We start from the raw sequence: 16,642 nt of genomic DNA, 5'->3' as shown, positions 1-16,642 counted from the left end.
TCCGAGGTGTGGCCCCCGAACCGACGCTGGTCGATCTTGCCCTCAGGGGTGCGGTTGAAGGGGAGGCCCATGTTCTCGAGGTCGATGACCGCGTCGATGGCCTCCTTCGCGAGGATCTCAGCGGCATCCTGGTCGACGAGGTAGTCGCCCCCCTTGACCGTGTCGAACGTGTGCCACTCCCAGCTGTCCTCCTCGACGTTGGCGAGCGCCGCCGCCATGCCGCCCTGCGCGGCTCCGGTGTGGGAGCGCGTCGGGTACAGCTTGGAGATCACCGCCGTCCTGGCGCCTGGGCCGGCTTCGATCGCCGCACGCATGCCGGCGCCGCCGGCTCCTACGATGACGATGTCGAACTGGTGGTAGTGCACTCCGTCGATGATGACGTCGTCGCTTGGGTCCTGAGTCACAGATGCATCCAAAATGTTCAGTTCCTCGTCACGCGGTGCAGAACGAGGGGAGGAGGTCGGCGGGCTGCCCGACCGGGCACGGCTCGAAGGTGAAGACGACGAGAGTGCCCAGAAGGATGAGGATCGCAACGGCGGCGAGGATCGACAGCTTGAGAGCTGCACGGATCCGCGGGCCGCGGGCGTAGTCGTTGACCAGGGTGCGCATGCCGTTGCCGCCATGGATCAGCGCGAGCCACAGCATGACGACGTCCCACCACTGCCAGAACGGGTCGGCCCACTTGCCGCCGACGAAAGCGAAGTCGATGGCGCTGACGCCGTCGCCCACGATCAGGTTCATGAACAGGTGGCCGAAGATCAGGACGACGAGCACGACACCGGAGACGCGCATGTAGATCCAGCCCCACTTCTCCCAGTTCACGCCCCTTTTGCGGGCGGGACGGAGCGCGGTGCGGGGAGCGTCGAGAGTTGCAGACATTGTGCTTCCCCTCCTAGTGGCTGAAGACGTTGATGAGGTGGCGGGGCGTGAAGGCCAGCATCGTGAGAACCCAGAGGGCGATCACCACGTAGAACATCACTTTCTGGTAGCGCGTGCCCTTCGACCAGAAGTCGATGAGGATGATGCGGAGCCCGTTGAACGCGTGGAACACGATCGCTCCGACGAGCGCGACCTCGCCGAGACCCATGATGGGTGTCTGGTAGGTGCCGATGACCGCGTTGTACGCCTCAGGCGACACCCGGACGAGGGCCGTGTCGAGGATGTGCACAAGCAGGAAGAAGAAAATGGCGACACCGGTGATCCGGTGCAGCACCCACGACCACATTCCCTCGCGCCCACGGTAGAGAGTCCCTGCCGGGCGTGGAGAGGTAGTGGAATCCAATGGTGGTGTTCTTGCAGTCTTCGCTGACAACGAACGGCCCTCCCTGTTTGAAAGCGTTCCTGGCCGCTGATGAGGCGGTCATGCGTCACAACGGCGCCCCAATAGTCTACGGTCCTGGGGCATCGGTCCGCCGGTAAGGGGAACCTAAGCATCTTGACGTCGAGATATCTGGACGCGGGCGGGCGCGAAACGACGGTGCCGTACTCTGGGCATCATGACCAGTCCACTCGAACGCTTCTACAGTGTGATCCCCGCCGGCGGCATCGGATCGAGGCTCTGGCCGCTTTCTAGGGCGGACGCCCCGAAGTTCCTTCACGATCTGACCGGCTCGGGCAGCACCCTTCTCCGCGCCACCTGGGACCGGCTCGTCCCCCTGTCCGGCGAACAGCGCATCATGGTCGTCACCGGTCGCGCGCACCGGGCCGCCGTCGAAGCCCAGTTGCCGGACCTGGCCGACCACAACGTCGTTCTGGAAAGCGATCCCCGTGACTCGTCCGCAGCGATCGGCCTCGCCGCAGCGATCCTCATGCACCGCGAACCGGATGTCATCATCGGGTCGTTCGCGGCCGATCACGTGATCCGCGGCGACCGCCTCTTCCGTTCGGCCGTCGCCCAGGCCGTTGCAACCGCCGATGCCGGTTACATCACGGCCATCGGCATCCAGCCGACCGAGCCGGCGATCGGCTTCGGTTACATCCACTGCGGTGCGGCGCTCGACGTGGAAGGCGCCGACTCGGCGCTTCTCGTCGACTCGTTCGTCGAGAAGCCGAACCTCGCCACAGCGAAGAAATACGTGTCAGGGGGCGCCCACCTCTGGAACGCCGGAATGTTCATCAGTCGTGCGGACGTGCTGCTGGAGGAGCTGGCCCGCAACCAGCCGGAGCTCCACGCCGGACTGGTCGAGCTGGCATCCGTCTGGGACGACCCGGCGACCCGCGGCCCAGCCGTCGACCGGATCTGGCCCACTTTGACGAAGATCGCCATCGACTACTCCGTTGCGGAACCCGCTGCCGCCGCCGGCCGGCTTGCAGTCGTGCCCGGGCACTTCGACTGGGACGACGTGGGGGACTTCGCCTCGCTCGCCAAGCTCAACTCCGGCGGGCGCAAGACCGACCTGGCGATCCTCGGCGAGAACGCGCGGGTGCTGTCTGACGCGTCCAGCGGCATCGTCGTCAGCCAGACCAGCCGGGTGATCAGCCTCATCGGGGTGAAGGACATCGTCGTCGTCGACACGCCTGACGCCCTCCTGGTGACCACAAGCGCCAACGCCCAGCGGGTGAAAAGCGTCGTCGACGCCCTGAAGCTGTCCGGCAGGGACGACGTCCTCTAGGAGCGGTCAGGGCCGGCGGATGCTTCCCGGTCGTTTCCCAAAGCGCGGAGCGCCCGGTCGGCAGACCCGCCGAGGCCGAGCTCAGCGGCCAGCCGGCGCGCTGCATCGAGTGCGTCATCGGGCAGGGGGCGAACGCGGGATTCCGGTTTCGGAAGCTCGAGCGTGCGCACGACCCTGACAACCGTGGGGGCCACCCGCAGGTAGTCCGCAGCGGCGAGGATCTTCGCCCGCACGGATTCGGACATGCCTGAACCCCGCTGGGCGGCGGCGGCGACGATCGCGTCGAGGTCACCGAAGGTGTCGAGCAGCCCGGCAGCCGTCTTCTCCCCGACACCGGAAACACCCGGCAGGCCGTCAGACGTGTCACCGCGGAGGGCTGCGAAGTCGGCGTACTGCGAAGCCGACACGCCATACCTGGCGCGGATGACATCCTCAGTGAGCACGTCGAGCTTGCTCATGCCCCGAGCCGTGTAGATGACCCGCACGTCGCGGGCGTCGTCGACGAGCTGGAAGAGGTCCCGATCTCCCGTTACGACATCGACAGGGCCGGTCGCCTGGGCGGTCAGGCTTCCGATGACGTCGTCTGCTTCGTGATTCGCCGCCCCGACCACAGCGATCCGGAACGTGTCGAGAACCTGCCGGATGAGGGGAATCTGCGCGACCAAGAGGTCGGGGACCTGCTCGACGTCGGGTTCGCCGCCGGCCAGGACGCGGTGCTTTTTGTAGCTGGGGATGAGGTCGACCCGCCACTCGGGTCTCCAGTCGTCGTCCCAGCAGGCGACGAGTTCACCGGGCTGATAGTCGGTGACCAGCTTCGCGATGAAGTCGAGCAGGCCGCGTACCGCGTTCACGGGCGTGCCGTCTGGGGAACGCAGGGTGTCGGGTAGGCCGTGGAAGGCGCGGAAGTACAGCGACGCGGTGTCCAGAAGCATCAATCGCCCGTTCATGGGTTGATTGTGGCACGTCGGGTGGGATCCCGCGCTGTGCTCTCCCGCAGGGCTTTCTGCTCATCCGGGCAGCCGGCTCGAGGAGAAGTGCTCATGAGAGAACAGGCCCCCCGTTCACGGGTTCCCCTTACGCTCGCGGGGAACCGCTATGTAACGCTTCTGTTTCGAGAGTTCCGCCGAGCGCAGCGACCTTCGTAACATTCGGTAACGTACCCATACCCGCCCTAGCGAGTCCCGCAGGGCAGCATCCTGGAGGTCACATTGACAATCAATACCCGCAAGGTCGCTTTCGCCGGCCTTGCCAGTGCAGGTGTTCTCGCCTTGCTCGCCGGCTGCGGACAGGCTCCGGCCAGCAATGGCGACTCGAAGGAGGCGGCATCCGACTTCCTGCCCTGCATCGTCTCAGACGCGGGTGGGTTCGACGACAAATCCTTCAACCAGTCCAGCTATGAAGGCATGAAAGAGGCGGCCGACGAACTCGGCGTCGAGATGAAAGAGGTCGAGTCGGACACCGAAGACGACTACGCCCCGAACCTCACGAGCCTCGTGGACCAGGGCTGCAACCTCATCGCCACCATCGGTTTCGCTCTCGCCGACGCGACAGCTGCCGCTGCCGAGGAGAACCCCGATGTGAACTTCATCATGCTCGACGACGCATCGATCGATGCTGAGAACGTCAAGCCGATCATCTACGACACCGCCCAGGCCGCGTTCCTCGCCGGGTACGCCGCAGCCGATTACTCGAAGACCGGCGTTGTCGGAACCTTCGGCGGCATGCAGTTCCCGACCGTCACCATCTTCATGGACGGCTTCGCCGACGGCGTTGCGTACTACAACGAGGCCAAGGGCAAGAACGTCAAGGTCGTCGGCTGGGATGTCGCCGGCCAGACCGGTTCATTCACCGGTGGCTTCGAGGCCAACGACACGGCCAAGCAGCTCGCAACGACGCTCATCGGGCAGGACGCCGATGTGCTGCTCCCCGTCGGCGGACCGATCTTCCTCAGCGCCATCGAGGCGATCGCGGACTCCGGCAAGGAGGTCGCGATGCTCGGTGTCGACGCCGACCTGTACGAGACCGCTGACTCGGGTCAGGAACTGTTCCTCACCTCGATCCTCAAGCAGATGAAGTCAGGCGTCTATGACGTCGTCGTCGCGGCGGGCAACGACGAGTTCGACGCATCCCCGTACGTCGGCACCCTGGAGAACGATGGCGTCGGCATTGCGCCGTTCCACGACTTCGAGGGCAAGGTCAACGACACCCTGCAGGGTGAACTCGACGACATCAAGGCAGGCATCATCGACGGGTCCATCAAGGTCACCTCGCCGTCGTCACCGGCCTCCGAGTAGCAGTTCCCTCACGTCACACCCGCAAACAGAAGGGGAGACCAGCTCCGGCTGGTCTCCCCAATCTGTTGGAACGTAGGATTTCCCCATGAAGCTCGAACTTCGCGGCATCACCAAACGATTCGGATCGCTGGTCGCCAACGACTCCATCGACCTCACCGTCCAGCCAGGCGAGATCCATTGCCTCCTCGGTGAGAACGGTGCTGGCAAATCCACCCTGATGAACGTCCTCTACGGCCTCTACCAGGCCGAAGAGGGAGAGGTGCTGCTCGACGACGTGGTGCAGCGGTTCGCTGGCCCCGGCGACGCCATGCGCGCCGGCATCGGGATGGTGCACCAGCACTTCATGCTCATCCCGGTCTTCAGCGTGGCGGAGAACGTCATGCTCGGCCATGAGCAGACCGGTTTCGGAGGACGGCTCGATCTCGACGCCGCCCGAGCGAAGGTCCGCGAGATCTCGGCCAGGTTCGGTTTCCACGTCGACCCAGACGCCCTCGTCGGCGACCTCCCTGTCGGCGTCCAGCAGCGGGTCGAAATCATCAAAGCTCTCTCTCAGAACGCCCGGGTCCTGGTCTTTGACGAACCGACCGCTGTGCTGACGCCGCAGGAGACAGACGAGCTGATGACGATCATGCGCCAGCTCAAGGCCGAGGGGACCTCGATCGTCTTCATCACCCACAAGCTGCGTGAGGTGCGGGAAGTCGCCGACCGGATCACCGTCATCCGCCTCGGGAAGGTCGTCGGTGAAGCATCCCCGGCCGCATCGAACTCGGAGCTGGCCGCCCTGATGGTCGGACGCGCCGTCGAACTCACCGTTCACAAGCAACCGGCGCGGCCGGGTGCGGCAGGACTCGTCGTCCGAAACCTCGACGTGATCGACCCCCTCGGACTCAAGGTCGTCAACAACGTCAGCTTCGAGGTGCACGCGGGAGAGATTCTCGCGATCGCAGGAGTGCAAGGCAACGGCCAGACCGAACTCACCGAAGCGATCCTCGGCCTCCAGCCCAGGGTGACCGGGGAGATCAGCCTCAACGGGAAACCTCTCACCGGCCTCAGCGTGCGCAAGATCCTCAACGCCGGAGTCGGGTTCGTGCCCGAGGACCGCACCGAGGACGGATTGGTGGGTCATTTCAGCATCGCCGAGAACCTGATGCTCGACAGGTCGGACCGTGAGCCTTTCGTGAGAAACGGCAACCTGCAGCTCGGGTACCTCGCGGAGTTCGCTCAAGAGAAGAAGGACGAGTTCGACATCCGCGCCGAATCGATCAACTCGAAGGCGGGCCAGCTCTCCGGCGGTAACCAGCAGAAGGTGGTCCTCGCCCGTGAGCTGAGCCGGGACCTCAAGCTTTTCGTGGCGTGCCAGCCCACCAGAGGAATCGATGTCGGGTCGATCGAATTCGTTCACAAGAGAATGGTGGCGACGCGGGATGCCGGCATCCCTGTCGTCGTCGTATCGACGGAACTCGACGAAGTCGTCGCTCTCGCAGACAGGATTGCAGTGATGTACAGAGGTTCCATCGTCGGGATCGTCCCCGGGAACACCCCACGGAACGTTCTCGGCCTCATGATGGCCGGCGAGATCCCGGGCGAGGTTGCCGCGTGAGCGAGACCACGGCGACGACGGCTCCGTCGGCCAACGAGCCGAAGCTCGCTCCGGAGCCGGAGGGACGCTCCAGGAGCAACCAGGTGTTCTCGGACATCGTCAACGGCAGCTTCGTCATCTCGATCCTCGCCGTGCTGTTCGCGCTGGTGATCGGCGCCATCCTCATCGCTGTGACGAATGAAGACGTGCAGGCCGCATCCGGCTACTTCTTCGCCGCCCCTGGTGACACCTTCGGTGCCATCTGGAACGCGGTGTCCGGCGCGTACGGGGCGCTGTTCCAGGGCTCGATCTACAACTTCCGCCGCGACGGTTTCCTGGATGGGATCAAGCCGCTGACCGAGACGCTCACTTTCGCGACGCCGCTCATCGCCGCAGCGCTCGGAATCGGGATCGCCTTCCGGGTGGGCCTGTTCAACATCGGTGGCCGCGGCCAGATGCTGATCGCCGCCGCGTGCGCCGGCTGGGTGGGTTTCTCGTTCCAGCTGCCATGGGGTGTCCACCTCATTGTCGCGCTCGTCGCAGGAATCGCCGGAGGCGCCCTCTGGGGAGGCCTCGTCGGTTTCCTCAAGGCACGCACCGGCGCCCACGAGGTCATCCTCACGATCATGCTGAACTATGTCGCGTTCTACCTGATCTCCTGGATGCTCCGAACTCCGGGCCTGTTGCAGAAGCCCGGCTCCGTCAACCCGAAGTCGCCTGCCATGTTCGAGACGGCGACACTGCCTGAGATCCTCGGTCCGCGGTACAACCTCCACCTCGGCTTCCTCCTGGTCATCGCGGCAACCTTCTTCGCCTGGTGGCTGCTCAACCGGTCGAGCCTCGGGTTCCAGTTCCGGGCGGTCGGCGAGAACCCCAATGCTGCACGGGTCGCCGGCATCAACGTGAAGAACACCTACGTCTACGCGATGCTCATCTCCGGCGGCCTCGTCGGCCTCGCGGGTGTCATGCAGGTGCTCGGGACGGTGACGACCGGGTTCTCTGCAGGCATCGACGCCGGCATCGGCTTCGATGCCATCACCGTGGCCCTGCTCGGCAGAAGCAAGCCGTGGGGCATCTTCGCCGCAGGCATCCTGTTCGGCGCGTTCAAAGCGGGCGGCTTCGCGATGCAGGCTGCCGAAGGCATCCCGGTCGACATCGTGACCGTCGTGCAGTCGATGATCGTGCTGTTCATCGCCGCTCCGCCGCTCATCCGGGCGGTGTTCTTCCTGCCGAAGCAGGGCGCTCGCCGCAGACTGCTGCCCAACGTCTCGAAGGAGGTGGCGGCGAAATGACCACCACCACCGCGTCTGAGTCCGTCTCCGCCAGCCTGGAGTCGGCGAGCATCAAGAGCTGGAAAGCACCGATCGCCTACGCGATCTTCTCCCTCATCGCGATTGTGCTCTTCGTCGTCAACGGGCGAGACGGTGTGAGCCGGTTCCGCCTGTCGAACGACGCGGACGTCATCCAGTTGGCGCCGATCGACAACCCGACCCGGCTGACCTGCGTTCTGCTCGTGGTCCTGCTGGTGGCGATCACCGCGTACGCGGCCTGGCTGTCCAGCCGGGCGAAACGGGCACCGTTGTGGCTGACGATCCTCTTCGCCCTCGCGTTCATGTGGGCGTTTCTCACCTGGGCTGCGGCGGGGGAGACCATCCCGATCACCGGTCTGCTTCTCGGCACCGTCGCTCTGAGCGCACCGCTGATCTTCGGGTCGCTCGGCGGCGTCATCTCGGAACGCGTCGGCGTCGTCAACGTGGCCATCGAAGGCCAGCTGCTTGCCGGTGCCTTCCTGTCCGCGTTCGTCGCATCCGTGACCGGCAACCCCTGGGTGGGTCTGGTCGCCGCGATGGTCGCCGGCGTGCTCGTCAGCTTCCTGCTGGCCGCGTTCTCGATCAAGTACATCGTCGACCAGGTGATCGTCGGCGTGGTGCTCAACGTGCTGGTGGCCGGACTCACGAGCTTCCTCTACTCCACGGTGCTGACCAGCAACACCCCGCTGTTCAACTCCCCGCCCCGGTTCCCCCGCATCAGCATCCCGTTCCTCAGTGAGATTCCCATTCTCGGACCGGTGCTATTCCGGCAGACGATCATCATCTACTGCATGTACATCGCCGTCTTCGTCGTCTGGTGGGCGCTGTTCCGCACCAAGTGGGGGCTCCGCCTCCGTGCGGTCGGTGAGCACCCGCAGGCGGCCGACACCGTCGGCATCAAGGTCAACGCCACCCGGTTCTGGAATGTCGCCCTCGCCGGTGCCATCGCCGGCTTCGGCGGCGCCTACTTCACTCTCGGGTCCGTCGGCGGGTTCACGAAGGAGATGACGGCTGGGGCCGGCTTCATCGCGCTCGCCGCGGTCATCTTCGGGCGGTGGGATCCGATCCGGGCGACGCTCGCTGCGCTGCTGTTCGGTTTCGCGACGAACCTGCAGAACGTGCTGGGTGCGATCGGCTCGGGCGTTCCGAGCGAATTCCTGCTGATGCTCCCGTACGTCGTGACGATCTTCGCGGTCGCCGGCCTGGTCGGCTACGTCCGCGGCCCGGCGGCATCCGGTAAACCATACATAAAGGCGTGACAAACAAATGAGTGATTCAATCGACTGGGGTGCCCTCCGCGAAGCGGCGACGGATGCCATGACGAAGGCATACGTGCCGTACTCCAAATTCCCGGTCGGCGTCGCGGCCGTCGTCACCGACGGCCGGATCATCGCCGGCTGCAACGTCGAGAACGCCAGCTACGGCCTGACCCTCTGCGCGGAGTGCGCGCTCGTGTCCACCCTGCACATGACCGGTGGCGGGCAGCTCGTCGCGTTCACCTGTGTCGACGGCGAGGGTAATACCCTCATGCCGTGCGGCCGCTGCCGACAGCTGCTCTTCGAACACGCCGTGCCGGGGATGCTGCTCGAGACGGTGTCAGGCATCCGCACGATCGACGAAGTACTGCCGGACGCCTTCGGCCCCCGCACGCTCAACGAATACGCAGGAGTGCCCACCGATGACCGCAGCTGACACCGTGCATGAGGCATTCGACGCTGTCGACCTCATCCGCACCAAGCGTGACCGAGGTGAGCTCTCGACGGAAGAGATCAACTGGCTCATCGACGCCTACACCCGCGAATACGTGGGCAACGAACAGATGGCTGCGCTCGCGATGGCGATCCTCCTCAACGGGATGACCCGCCGGGAGATTCGCGACATGACGCTCGCCATGATCGCCTCAGGTGAGACCATGAACTTCTCCACACTCGGCAAGACCACCGTGGACAAGCACTCCACGGGGGGTGTCGGCGACAAGATCACCCTGCCGCTGATGCCGCTCGTGGCATCGTTCGGTGTCGCGGTCCCGCAACTCTCCGGTCGTGGTCTCGGCCACACCGGCGGCACGCTCGACAAGCTCGAGTCGATCCCGGGCTGGCGCGCAGACCTGTCGAATGAGGAAATGTTCTCGATCCTCCGCGACGTGGGAGGGGTGATCTGTGCCGCTGGTGCCGGTCTCGCTCCGGCCGACAAACGGCTCTACGCGCTTCGGGACATCACCGGCACGGTGGAAGCCATCCCGCTCATCGCCTCGTCGATCATGTCCAAGAAGATCGCGGAGGGAACCAGTGCGCTGGTTCTCGACGTGAAGTTCGGGTCTGGCGCGTTCATGCAGGACTACGCCAAGGCGGAGGAACTTGCCCGCACGATGGTGTCGCTCGGGCAGGACGCCGGTGTCCGCACGTCTGCGCTGCTCACCAATATGAGTGTTCCGCTCGGGCTCGCGATCGGCAACGCCAACGAGGTGCGTGAATCGGTCGAGGTGCTCGCCGGTGGCGGACCTCGAGACATCGTCGAACTGACGGTGGCGCTGGCCAGGGAGATGCTCACGCTCGCCGGGCAGCCGGATGCCGATGTCGAAGCCGCCCTGTCGGACGGCCGGGCGATGGGCACCTGGCGACGGTCGATCCTCGCGCAGGGCGGAGACCCGGATGCCGCGTTGCCGGTCGCGAGGGAATCCCACACAGTGACCGCTCTCTCAGACGGCGTGCTCGTGCGCCAGGACGCCCTGCCGTTCGGGATCGCCGCGTGGCGCCTCGGTGCAGGGCGTGCCCGTGCGCAGGACCCGGTGCTGCACGCATCCGGAGTGGACCTGCACGCGAAGCCTGGCGATGTGGTTCGTGCAGGGCAGCCGCTGTTCACGCTCTCTGCGGATGACGCCGGGCGTTTCCCGCGGGCGCTCGAGGCGCTCGAGGGCGCGTGGGAGCTCGCCGCCCCCGGTACCGCGTTCGAGCCGGAGCCGCTGGTGCGCGCCCGCATCCAGTAGCGCGCGCCGCGCCCCTGGTTCGCGCTGGCGTCAAGCGGGCTTGTGAACGCATCCGGAACTCGAGTTGCCTCGTTTCGTCGTCCAGCGCCTGCGCGCGCGCCATTTTGTGGTGTCTCGATCAGTCCAACGGCGCTTAGTGGTGATTCGGCGCGGCACAGAGTCCCCGCGCCTCCACCGCGGAGGCGTTGGGCTCAACGACCGCCCGCCCAACCGCGCGAACGCAGCCGGCGCTCAACCCTCGCCAGAAGATCTCCGAGTTGGTCGGTATCGTCGCCAGTGAAGTAAAGCATGCTCCATCCTTCGTCGACCGCATCGTTGCCTCGCCTGATGTCCCTTCGCCACTGGCCCCGGTCCTGGCGGTGATGGTCGCCCTGGTATTCGAGCCCCACCTTGTACTTCGGGTAGGCCAGGTCGATCTCCAGGTATCGTCGGCTGAGCGCAAGATGGACTTCGAAGTTCGGAGCCGGGTCTGGAAGCGGGCTGGTGACCAGCGCCACTCGCAGGAGAGATTCCGGGCGCGAGCGTGAACGGGGGCTGAGCACCTCAAGCGCAGGGCGCAGCGCCGAACGTCCCCGTTGTGAAGGGTAGTGGGCGACAGCATCTCTCAGCCGTTCCGTCGTTGTCTTCGGGTTCTCCCAGCAGAGCAGGTAGTCGCCGGCCGCGACCAGGTCGGGGACGCTCAGTATGGCCGCGAGATCGCACCAGGTCCGCTCCACAGCGGTCACTGGCAAACCAGAAACGAGCGTGATCTCGGCCGGGGTGACTCGCGCCTGGTGCCCGATCGCGCCTTGATATCGAAGGGCGCGGACGGGAGCGGGCGACATCACGTGGAGCGGGTTTGCCTCTCTCTCGAGACGCGGAGGGAGGGGCACCCCGTGAAGTCGAGCAGCGGTGACGTGACTGAAGGCTTGTCCGCGAGACATCCTTGTAGCCAGTGAGAGACACCGGGAGAAGAGCCCTTCTTCGATACCTGGCGCTGTCCTGGTCCCGAAGAAGGGGCGGCCGAGGGAGGGATTGCGCAATTGGCGTTTCGTCATGCCGTGCTGCACAGCGTCCGCCACGGCGAACGCCTGTGGCATCCTCTGGGGTAGTGGTTTGCGAAACGCCATGGCTTCAGCATGGATTCGGCTGCTTTCCTGTCGGGAGCGTTCGCCAGAACGGTGGATCGTCGCACTCGCCCCCGGGGTGTGAGGGAGTGGGTGGCCTCCTCATCGAGTCGCCGAGCTTCGTCGCTGGAGCCCCGCGGGAGCGACGGTTCGTGGCGACTCGGCGCGGGGCGCGACATCATGTGGTGAAACGAGCAGCACACCCTGGCTCCCGCAGCCGCCCAGCAGTGCGACGAAAGGGCTCGGGCGGTAGTCTGAGCGGGTGACCTCTGAGAACCAGTTCCAGCTTCCCAACGGTGTCGACATCGCCGCTCTGCCCAAGATTTCGCTTCACGATCACCTCGACGGGGCGCTGCGCCCGCAGACGATCCTGGAACTGGCGGATGCCATCGGCGTCGACGTTCCCGAGACGGACGCCGACCGACTGGGGCAGTGGTTCCTGTCCCAGTGCGACGCAGGGAACCTCGTCGACTACCTCAAGACCTTCGACCTCACCACCGCCGTGATGCAGACGAAGGAGGGTCTCACCCGGGTCGCCAGGGAGTTCGTGCAGGATGTCGCCGCCGACGGCGTTCTCTACGCGGAAGTGCGCTGGGCCCCTGAGCAGCACCTGACCCGCGGTCTCACCCTCGACCAGACGGTCGAAGCCGTCCAGGACGGCATCGAGCAGGGCATCGACGACGCGGAGCGGGCCGGCCGGCGAATCCAGATCGGCCAGCTGATCACCGCCATGCGCCACGCCGACCGCGCACTGGAGATCGCCGAACTCGCCGTCCGCCACCGCGGCAACGGCGTCGTCGGTTTCGACATCGCCGGCGCCGAGGCCGGTTTCCCCGCCAGCCGGCACCGTGTGGCCTTCGACTTCCTCGCCCAGGAGCACCTCCCCGCGACCGTGCACGCCGGCGAGGCCGACGGACTCGACTCGATCAAGAGCGCGCTCTTCGACGGTCGCGCTCTCCGCCTCGGCCACGGCGTGCGGATCGCCGAGGACATCACTGTGGAACGCAGCGACGATGAAGGCACATACGTCTCACTCGGTCCCATCGCCCAGTGGGTGAAGGACCGCGAGATCGCCCTCGAACTCAGCCCGTCGTCGAACCTGCAGACAGGCGCCATCGCCGCCTGGGGCACTGAGCTCGCCGATCACCCGTTCGACCTGCTCTACCAGCTCGGCTTCAAGACCACGGTGAACGTCGACAACCGCACAATGAGCGGCACATCGCTGACCCGCGAACTGAGCCTGCTCGCGGATGCCTTCGCTTACGACCTCGACGACCTCGAGGTGTTCCAGCAGAACGCAGCCAGCGCAGCCTTCCTGCCGCTGGAAGACCGGGAAGAACTCGCAGAGGCGATCTCGGCGGGCTTCGAAGATGCCGAGAGATATCGCGGCTGAGCTCCGGCTTGCCCCGGGTCAGCCGCTCGAGCCGGTACCCTGAGATCGCCCCCAACCCCTGAATCGAGTTCCACGATGTCCCTGCCGCAGCTCCCGAATTCCGCCATCGAACTCGGTGCAACAGCGGGGGACTGGCGGAGCGCTGTTCGGCTGGCTGGGGCGGCCCTCGTGCGCAGCGGCGCGACGGAGGAGGCGTACACCGAGCGGATGATCGAGGTCATCGACGAGTTCGGAGCCTACATCGTGATCGCGCCAGGGCTCGCGCTCGCGCACGCACGCCCAGGCCCCGACGTCACCCACGAAGGTCTTTCGGTGATCACCCTCGCCGAGCCCGTCGCCTTCGGACATCCCCATAACGACCCGGTCAGCGTTGTGCTCGGACTTGCTGTCGCGAATCCGGAGACCCATGTCACCTCGGTCGCCGAACTCGCGAACGTGTTCAACGACGCCTCAGCGATCCCCGCGATCGCGTCGGCCACCACGCCGGAGGACGTCCGCAGCGTGCTCTTCGCTGAGCACTGAATCTCAGCCAGGAGGCTGCCATGAAGATCGTCGCAATCTGCGGTGCCGGTGTCGGAACATCCGGCATCCTCAAAGTGAACGCCGAACGGGTGCTCAAGAAGCTCGAGATCGAAGCGGAGGTGACCGCTTCGGATGTCGCCGGGCTCGCCGTCGCCTCGGCGGATGCCCAGGTGATCCTCACCTCGCCGGAGCTCGTCGACAAGATCGGCAAGACCTTCGCCGACATCGTCGTCATCGAGAACTACTTCGACCTCGAAGAGCTCACCCGCAAGATCGAGAAAGCCCTGGGCTGAGCTCTACGCGGTCGCCGCTGCGGCGATAGCCGCGAGGTCTTCCTTCACCGCGGCGAGGATTCCGGATGCCTCATCGCGGCGTTCGTTCGGACGGTACACGTCGAGGTAGAACTTGATCTTCGGTTCGGTGCCGCTCGGGCGCGCCATGACGCGTGAGCCGTCCGCCAGCCGGAACCGGAGGGCATCCGTTGGTGGCAGCTGGTCCGAGCCGTCGCGGAGGTCGTCGATGCCCTCGATCCCCACGCCGCCGAGCTGGCTGGGCGGGTCAGCGCGAAGGTAGGCCATGATGTCGGCGATGTCTGAGAGATTCGTGACCCGCAGCGACAGCTGATCGCTCGCGAAGTAGCCGAATCTCTCGGCGAACGCTTCGAGCACCCGCTCGATCGTGATGTTCTGCGCCTTGAAGAAGCTCGTCATGGCGAGGAAGTCGATCGCGGCCGAGATGCCGTCCTTGTCACGGACCGTCCCAGGGTTGACGAGGTATCCGAGGGCCTCCTCGTAGCCGAAGATCAGGCCAGGAACACGTGAAACCCATTTGAACCCGGTCAGGGTTTCGACGAAGTCCAGGGAGTATTCGCGGGCGACGGCGGCCAGCGCGGGGGAGGACACGATCGAGCAGGCGAGCACACCACCCGGCGTCTCCTGTTCGGCGTTGAGAACCGCGGCGCGCCAGCCCAGGAGGGCACCGACCTCGTTTCCGCTGAGCTGCCGGTATCCCTCGGCGCGGTCGGCGTCAGGGATGGCGATCGAGAGCCGGTCGGCATCAGGGTCGTTGGCCACGATCAGCTCAGCCCCATGCTCGCGGGCGAGGGCATAGGCGAGGTCGAGGGCGCCGGGCTCCTCGGGGTTGGGGAACGCGACGGTCGGGAACGCCGGGTCCGGTTCCTGCTGTTCCGGAACGGAGTGCGGCAGCGTGAGCCCAGCCTTCCGTGCGACGCGGGAGAACGTCTCCCAGCCGACACCGTGCATGGCCGTGTACACGACGGTGAGCTCGACCCGCTCGCTTGTCATCACCGCGGCTGTCGCGTCGACATAGGCGTCGACGACGTCCTCAGCGGCGATTTCGTAATCGTCGCTCCTCGGAAGTTCGAGGACGTTCGCCGATGCGGCAACCCGCAGGATGTGCGCCTCGATCTCGGCATCCGTCGGCGACACGATCTGCGAACCGAGGTCGTCGCCGCCGAGGTACACCTTGTAGCCGTTGTCGGCGGGCGGGTTGTGGCTCGCGGTGACCATGATCCCGGCAGAGACGTCGAGGTGCCGCACAGCGAAAGCGAGGACCGGCGTCGGCAACATCCGCGGCAGCAGAATCGCCCTGATGCCCGCCCCCGCCATCAACTCGGCGGTGTCGGTCGCGAAGACTCGGGAGTTCCTGCGGCCGTCGTAGCCGATGACGACGCTCGGCGCCGTGTCAGGTTTACGCTCGAGCAGGTACGCGGCGATGCCGGCAGCGGCCTGGCCGACGAGGACGCGGTTCATGCGGGCGGATCCCGCCTCGGTGCGGCCGCGGAGCCCGGCGGTGCCGAATTCCAGCCGGGTGTCGAACCTGCTGTGCAGTTCGTCGAGCGCGGGCTCGCTTCCACCCTCGGCGTCGCGGAGCAGAGTCTCGAGTTCGACGCGTGTCTCGGCATCCGGGTCCTGGGCGAGCCACGCCCATGCCTGGGTGAGAACGTGGGCGGTTCCGGCGTCGCTCATCACAGTGCGGCCACAATCCGGGCGAGCAGCGCGCTGATGACCGGTTCGGCATCGCGCCCCGCCTCGAGGACCTCGAGGTGGCTGAGAGGGGTCGACTGGATGCCGGCGGCGAGGTTGGTGATGAGGGAGAGCCCGAGGATCTCCATACCCGCTTGGCGGGCGGCGATCGCTTCGAGAGCGGTCGACATGCCGACGATGTGGCCACCGATGGCTTTCGCCATCTGCACTTCGGCCGGCGTCTCGTAGTGCGGGCCACGGAACTGGCAGTACACGCCCTCGTCGAGATCCGACTCGATGCTGTGGGCGATCGCCCGAAGCCGTGAGGAGTACAAATCGGTGAGGTCGATAAAGGTAGCGCCCTCGAGCGGGGAGTCCCCGGTGAGGTTGATGTGGTCGCTGATCAGCACGGGGGTTCCTGGCGACCAGGAGTCGCGGATGCCACCGGCACCGTTGGTGAGGATCATGGTTTCGGCCCCGGCTGCTCGGGCGGTGCGCACGCTGTGCACGACCCGGCGCACGCCGTGCCCTTCGTAGTAGTGTGTGCGGGCTCCGATGACGAGAGCCCGTTTGCCGTTCGGCAGCAGAACCGACCGCAGGGTACCGACGTGACCCTCGAGGGCCGGCCGCGAGAATCCCTCGATCTCGTGTGCGGGGATCGTCGCGGTGGTTTCGCCGATGAGCTCCGCTGCCTTGCCCCATCCCGAGCCGAGGGTCAGCGCGATCTCATGTCGCTCGACGCCGGTCCTCTCGGCGATCTGGGCTGCTGCGCGCAGCGCGATGTCGAAGGGATCCGCGGTGGGATCGTCGAGCGGGTTCTGGGGTGCGACAGACATTCCGTCATTCTATTCAGCC

At 65.9% G+C, this 16,642-nt stretch carries 17 protein-coding genes; 10 read left to right on the top strand and 7 right to left on the bottom strand.

All coding sequences use genetic code 11. From position 1 onward, the window contains the following. The 3 genes from JWP90_RS05245 to sdhC form a co-directional block, all read right to left on the bottom strand. A partial coding sequence (locus tag JWP90_RS05245; protein WP_297360642.1) for an FAD-binding protein occupies positions 1-404 on the bottom strand: 404 nt, incomplete at its 3' end. A gap of 28 nt (positions 405-432) precedes the next feature. Further along, positions 433-879, bottom strand: a complete 447-nt coding sequence (locus JWP90_RS05240; RefSeq protein WP_297360639.1) for a succinate dehydrogenase hydrophobic membrane anchor subunit — start codon at positions 877-879, stop codon at positions 433-435. 13 nt (positions 880-892) lie between these two features. After that, positions 893-1,282: a succinate dehydrogenase, cytochrome b556 subunit gene (gene sdhC / locus JWP90_RS05235; RefSeq protein WP_297360635.1), complete on the bottom strand. Its 390-nt coding sequence runs from the start codon at positions 1,280-1,282 to the stop codon at positions 893-895. 214 nt (positions 1,283-1,496) lie between these two features. Here sdhC and JWP90_RS05230 point away from each other — a divergent pair, with 214 nt between their 5' ends. Further along, a complete protein-coding gene (locus tag JWP90_RS05230; protein ID WP_297360632.1) occupies positions 1,497-2,612 on the top strand; it encodes a mannose-1-phosphate guanylyltransferase in 1,116 nt (371 codons plus the stop codon). Here JWP90_RS05230 and JWP90_RS05225 read toward each other — a convergent pair. After that, a complete protein-coding gene (locus tag JWP90_RS05225; protein WP_297360629.1) occupies positions 2,609-3,559 on the bottom strand; it encodes a 5'-3' exonuclease in 951 nt (316 codons plus the stop codon). The two genes, JWP90_RS05230 and JWP90_RS05225, sit on opposite strands and share 4 nt — an antisense overlap. 261 nt (positions 3,560-3,820) lie before the next feature. Here JWP90_RS05225 and JWP90_RS05220 point away from each other — a divergent pair, with 261 nt between their 5' ends. The 6 genes from JWP90_RS05220 to JWP90_RS05195 all read left to right on the top strand — a co-directional run bounded on the left by JWP90_RS05220 (position 3,821) and on the right by JWP90_RS05195 (position 10,781). Beyond that, a complete protein-coding gene (locus JWP90_RS05220) occupies positions 3,821-4,906 on the top strand; it encodes a BMP family ABC transporter substrate-binding protein (RefSeq protein WP_297360626.1) in 1,086 nt (361 codons plus the stop codon). A gap of 85 nt (positions 4,907-4,991) precedes the next feature. Further along, entirely contained in the window at positions 4,992-6,506 is a 1,515-nt protein-coding gene (locus JWP90_RS05215; protein WP_297360624.1) for an ABC transporter ATP-binding protein, read from the top strand. Beyond that, positions 6,503-7,777 (top strand): ABC transporter permease, encoded by a 1,275-nt coding sequence (locus tag JWP90_RS05210; protein WP_297360621.1) that lies wholly within the window; start codon positions 6,503-6,505, stop codon positions 7,775-7,777. The genes JWP90_RS05215 and JWP90_RS05210 overlap by 4 nt, the downstream gene beginning before the upstream one ends. Continuing rightward, positions 7,774-9,054 (top strand): ABC transporter permease, encoded by a 1,281-nt coding sequence (locus tag JWP90_RS05205; protein ID WP_297360618.1) that lies wholly within the window; start codon positions 7,774-7,776, stop codon positions 9,052-9,054. Before JWP90_RS05210 ends, JWP90_RS05205 begins: the two co-directional genes overlap by 4 nt. A gap of 7 nt (positions 9,055-9,061) precedes the next feature. Then, positions 9,062-9,487, top strand: a complete 426-nt coding sequence (locus JWP90_RS05200) for a cytidine deaminase (RefSeq protein WP_297360615.1) — start codon at positions 9,062-9,064, stop codon at positions 9,485-9,487. Further along, complete coding sequence (locus tag JWP90_RS05195) at positions 9,474-10,781, top strand: thymidine phosphorylase (protein WP_297360612.1); 1,308 nt, start codon at positions 9,474-9,476, stop codon at positions 10,779-10,781. Before JWP90_RS05200 ends, JWP90_RS05195 begins: the two co-directional genes overlap by 14 nt. 191 nt (positions 10,782-10,972) lie before the next feature. On the opposite strand, the gene JWP90_RS05190 is transcribed toward JWP90_RS05195, so the two are convergent. Then, a complete protein-coding gene (locus tag JWP90_RS05190; protein ID WP_297360609.1) occupies positions 10,973-11,653 on the bottom strand; it encodes a hypothetical protein in 681 nt (226 codons plus the stop codon). Between the two features lie 496 nt (positions 11,654-12,149). Here JWP90_RS05190 and JWP90_RS05185 point away from each other — a divergent pair, with 496 nt between their 5' ends. From JWP90_RS05185 to JWP90_RS05175, 3 genes are all read left to right on the top strand, one after another. Then, positions 12,150-13,280 carry an adenosine deaminase gene (locus JWP90_RS05185; protein WP_297360606.1) on the top strand — a complete coding sequence of 377 codons (1,131 nt, stop codon included), beginning with the start codon at positions 12,150-12,152 and terminating at the stop codon, positions 13,278-13,280. 75 nt (positions 13,281-13,355) lie between these two features. Beyond that, on the top strand, positions 13,356-13,802 hold the full coding sequence (locus tag JWP90_RS05180; protein ID WP_297360603.1) for a PTS sugar transporter subunit IIA: 447 nt from the start codon (positions 13,356-13,358) through the stop codon (positions 13,800-13,802). A gap of 20 nt (positions 13,803-13,822) precedes the next feature. Then, on the top strand, positions 13,823-14,095 hold the full coding sequence (locus JWP90_RS05175; RefSeq protein ID WP_297360599.1) for a PTS sugar transporter subunit IIB: 273 nt from the start codon (positions 13,823-13,825) through the stop codon (positions 14,093-14,095). Positions 14,096-14,098: 3 nt separating this feature from the next. Here JWP90_RS05175 and JWP90_RS05170 read toward each other — a convergent pair whose 3' ends face one another. Both JWP90_RS05170 and JWP90_RS05165 read right to left on the bottom strand, forming a co-directional pair. Continuing rightward, a complete protein-coding gene (locus tag JWP90_RS05170) occupies positions 14,099-15,790 on the bottom strand; it encodes a phospho-sugar mutase (RefSeq protein WP_297360596.1) in 1,692 nt (563 codons plus the stop codon). Then, complete coding sequence (locus tag JWP90_RS05165; protein ID WP_297360593.1) at positions 15,790-16,623, bottom strand: purine-nucleoside phosphorylase; 834 nt, start codon at positions 16,621-16,623, stop codon at positions 15,790-15,792. The genes JWP90_RS05170 and JWP90_RS05165 overlap by 1 nt, the downstream gene beginning before the upstream one ends. Between the last annotated feature and the right edge of the window lie 19 nt (positions 16,624-16,642).

Origin of the sequence: Mycetocola sp. (assembly GCF_025464835.1) — a bacterium.
Classification (GTDB): domain Bacteria; phylum Actinomycetota; class Actinomycetes; order Actinomycetales; family Microbacteriaceae; genus Mycetocola_A.
This window is presented reverse-complemented; position numbering and strand designations above follow the sequence as displayed.

Bases quoted from the DNA above. Each gene is read 5' to 3' on its own strand.
- JWP90_RS05240 (WP_297360639.1), bottom strand. From the start codon at position 879: ATGTCTGCAACTCTCGACGCTCCCCGCACCGCGCTCCGTCCCGCCCGC.
- JWP90_RS05230 (WP_297360632.1), top strand. From the start codon at position 1,497: ATGACCAGTCCACTCGAACGCTTCTACAGTGTGATCCCCGCCGGCGGC.
- JWP90_RS05225 (WP_297360629.1), bottom strand. From the start codon at position 3,559: ATGAACGGGCGATTGATGCTTCTGGACACCGCGTCGCTGTACTTCCGC.
- JWP90_RS05215 (WP_297360624.1), top strand. From the start codon at position 4,992: ATGAAGCTCGAACTTCGCGGCATCACCAAACGATTCGGATCGCTGGTC.
- JWP90_RS05205 (WP_297360618.1), top strand. From the start codon at position 7,774: ATGACCACCACCACCGCGTCTGAGTCCGTCTCCGCCAGCCTGGAGTCG.
- JWP90_RS05200 (WP_297360615.1), top strand. From the start codon at position 9,062: ATGAGTGATTCAATCGACTGGGGTGCCCTCCGCGAAGCGGCGACGGAT.
- JWP90_RS05195 (WP_297360612.1), top strand. From the start codon at position 9,474: ATGACCGCAGCTGACACCGTGCATGAGGCATTCGACGCTGTCGACCTC.
- JWP90_RS05180 (WP_297360603.1), top strand. From the start codon at position 13,356: ATGTCCCTGCCGCAGCTCCCGAATTCCGCCATCGAACTCGGTGCAACA.
- JWP90_RS05175 (WP_297360599.1), top strand. From the start codon at position 13,823: ATGAAGATCGTCGCAATCTGCGGTGCCGGTGTCGGAACATCCGGCATC.
- JWP90_RS05170 (WP_297360596.1), bottom strand. From the start codon at position 15,790: ATGAGCGACGCCGGAACCGCCCACGTTCTCACCCAGGCATGGGCGTGG.
- JWP90_RS05165 (WP_297360593.1), bottom strand. From the start codon at position 16,623: ATGTCTGTCGCACCCCAGAACCCGCTCGACGATCCCACCGCGGATCCC.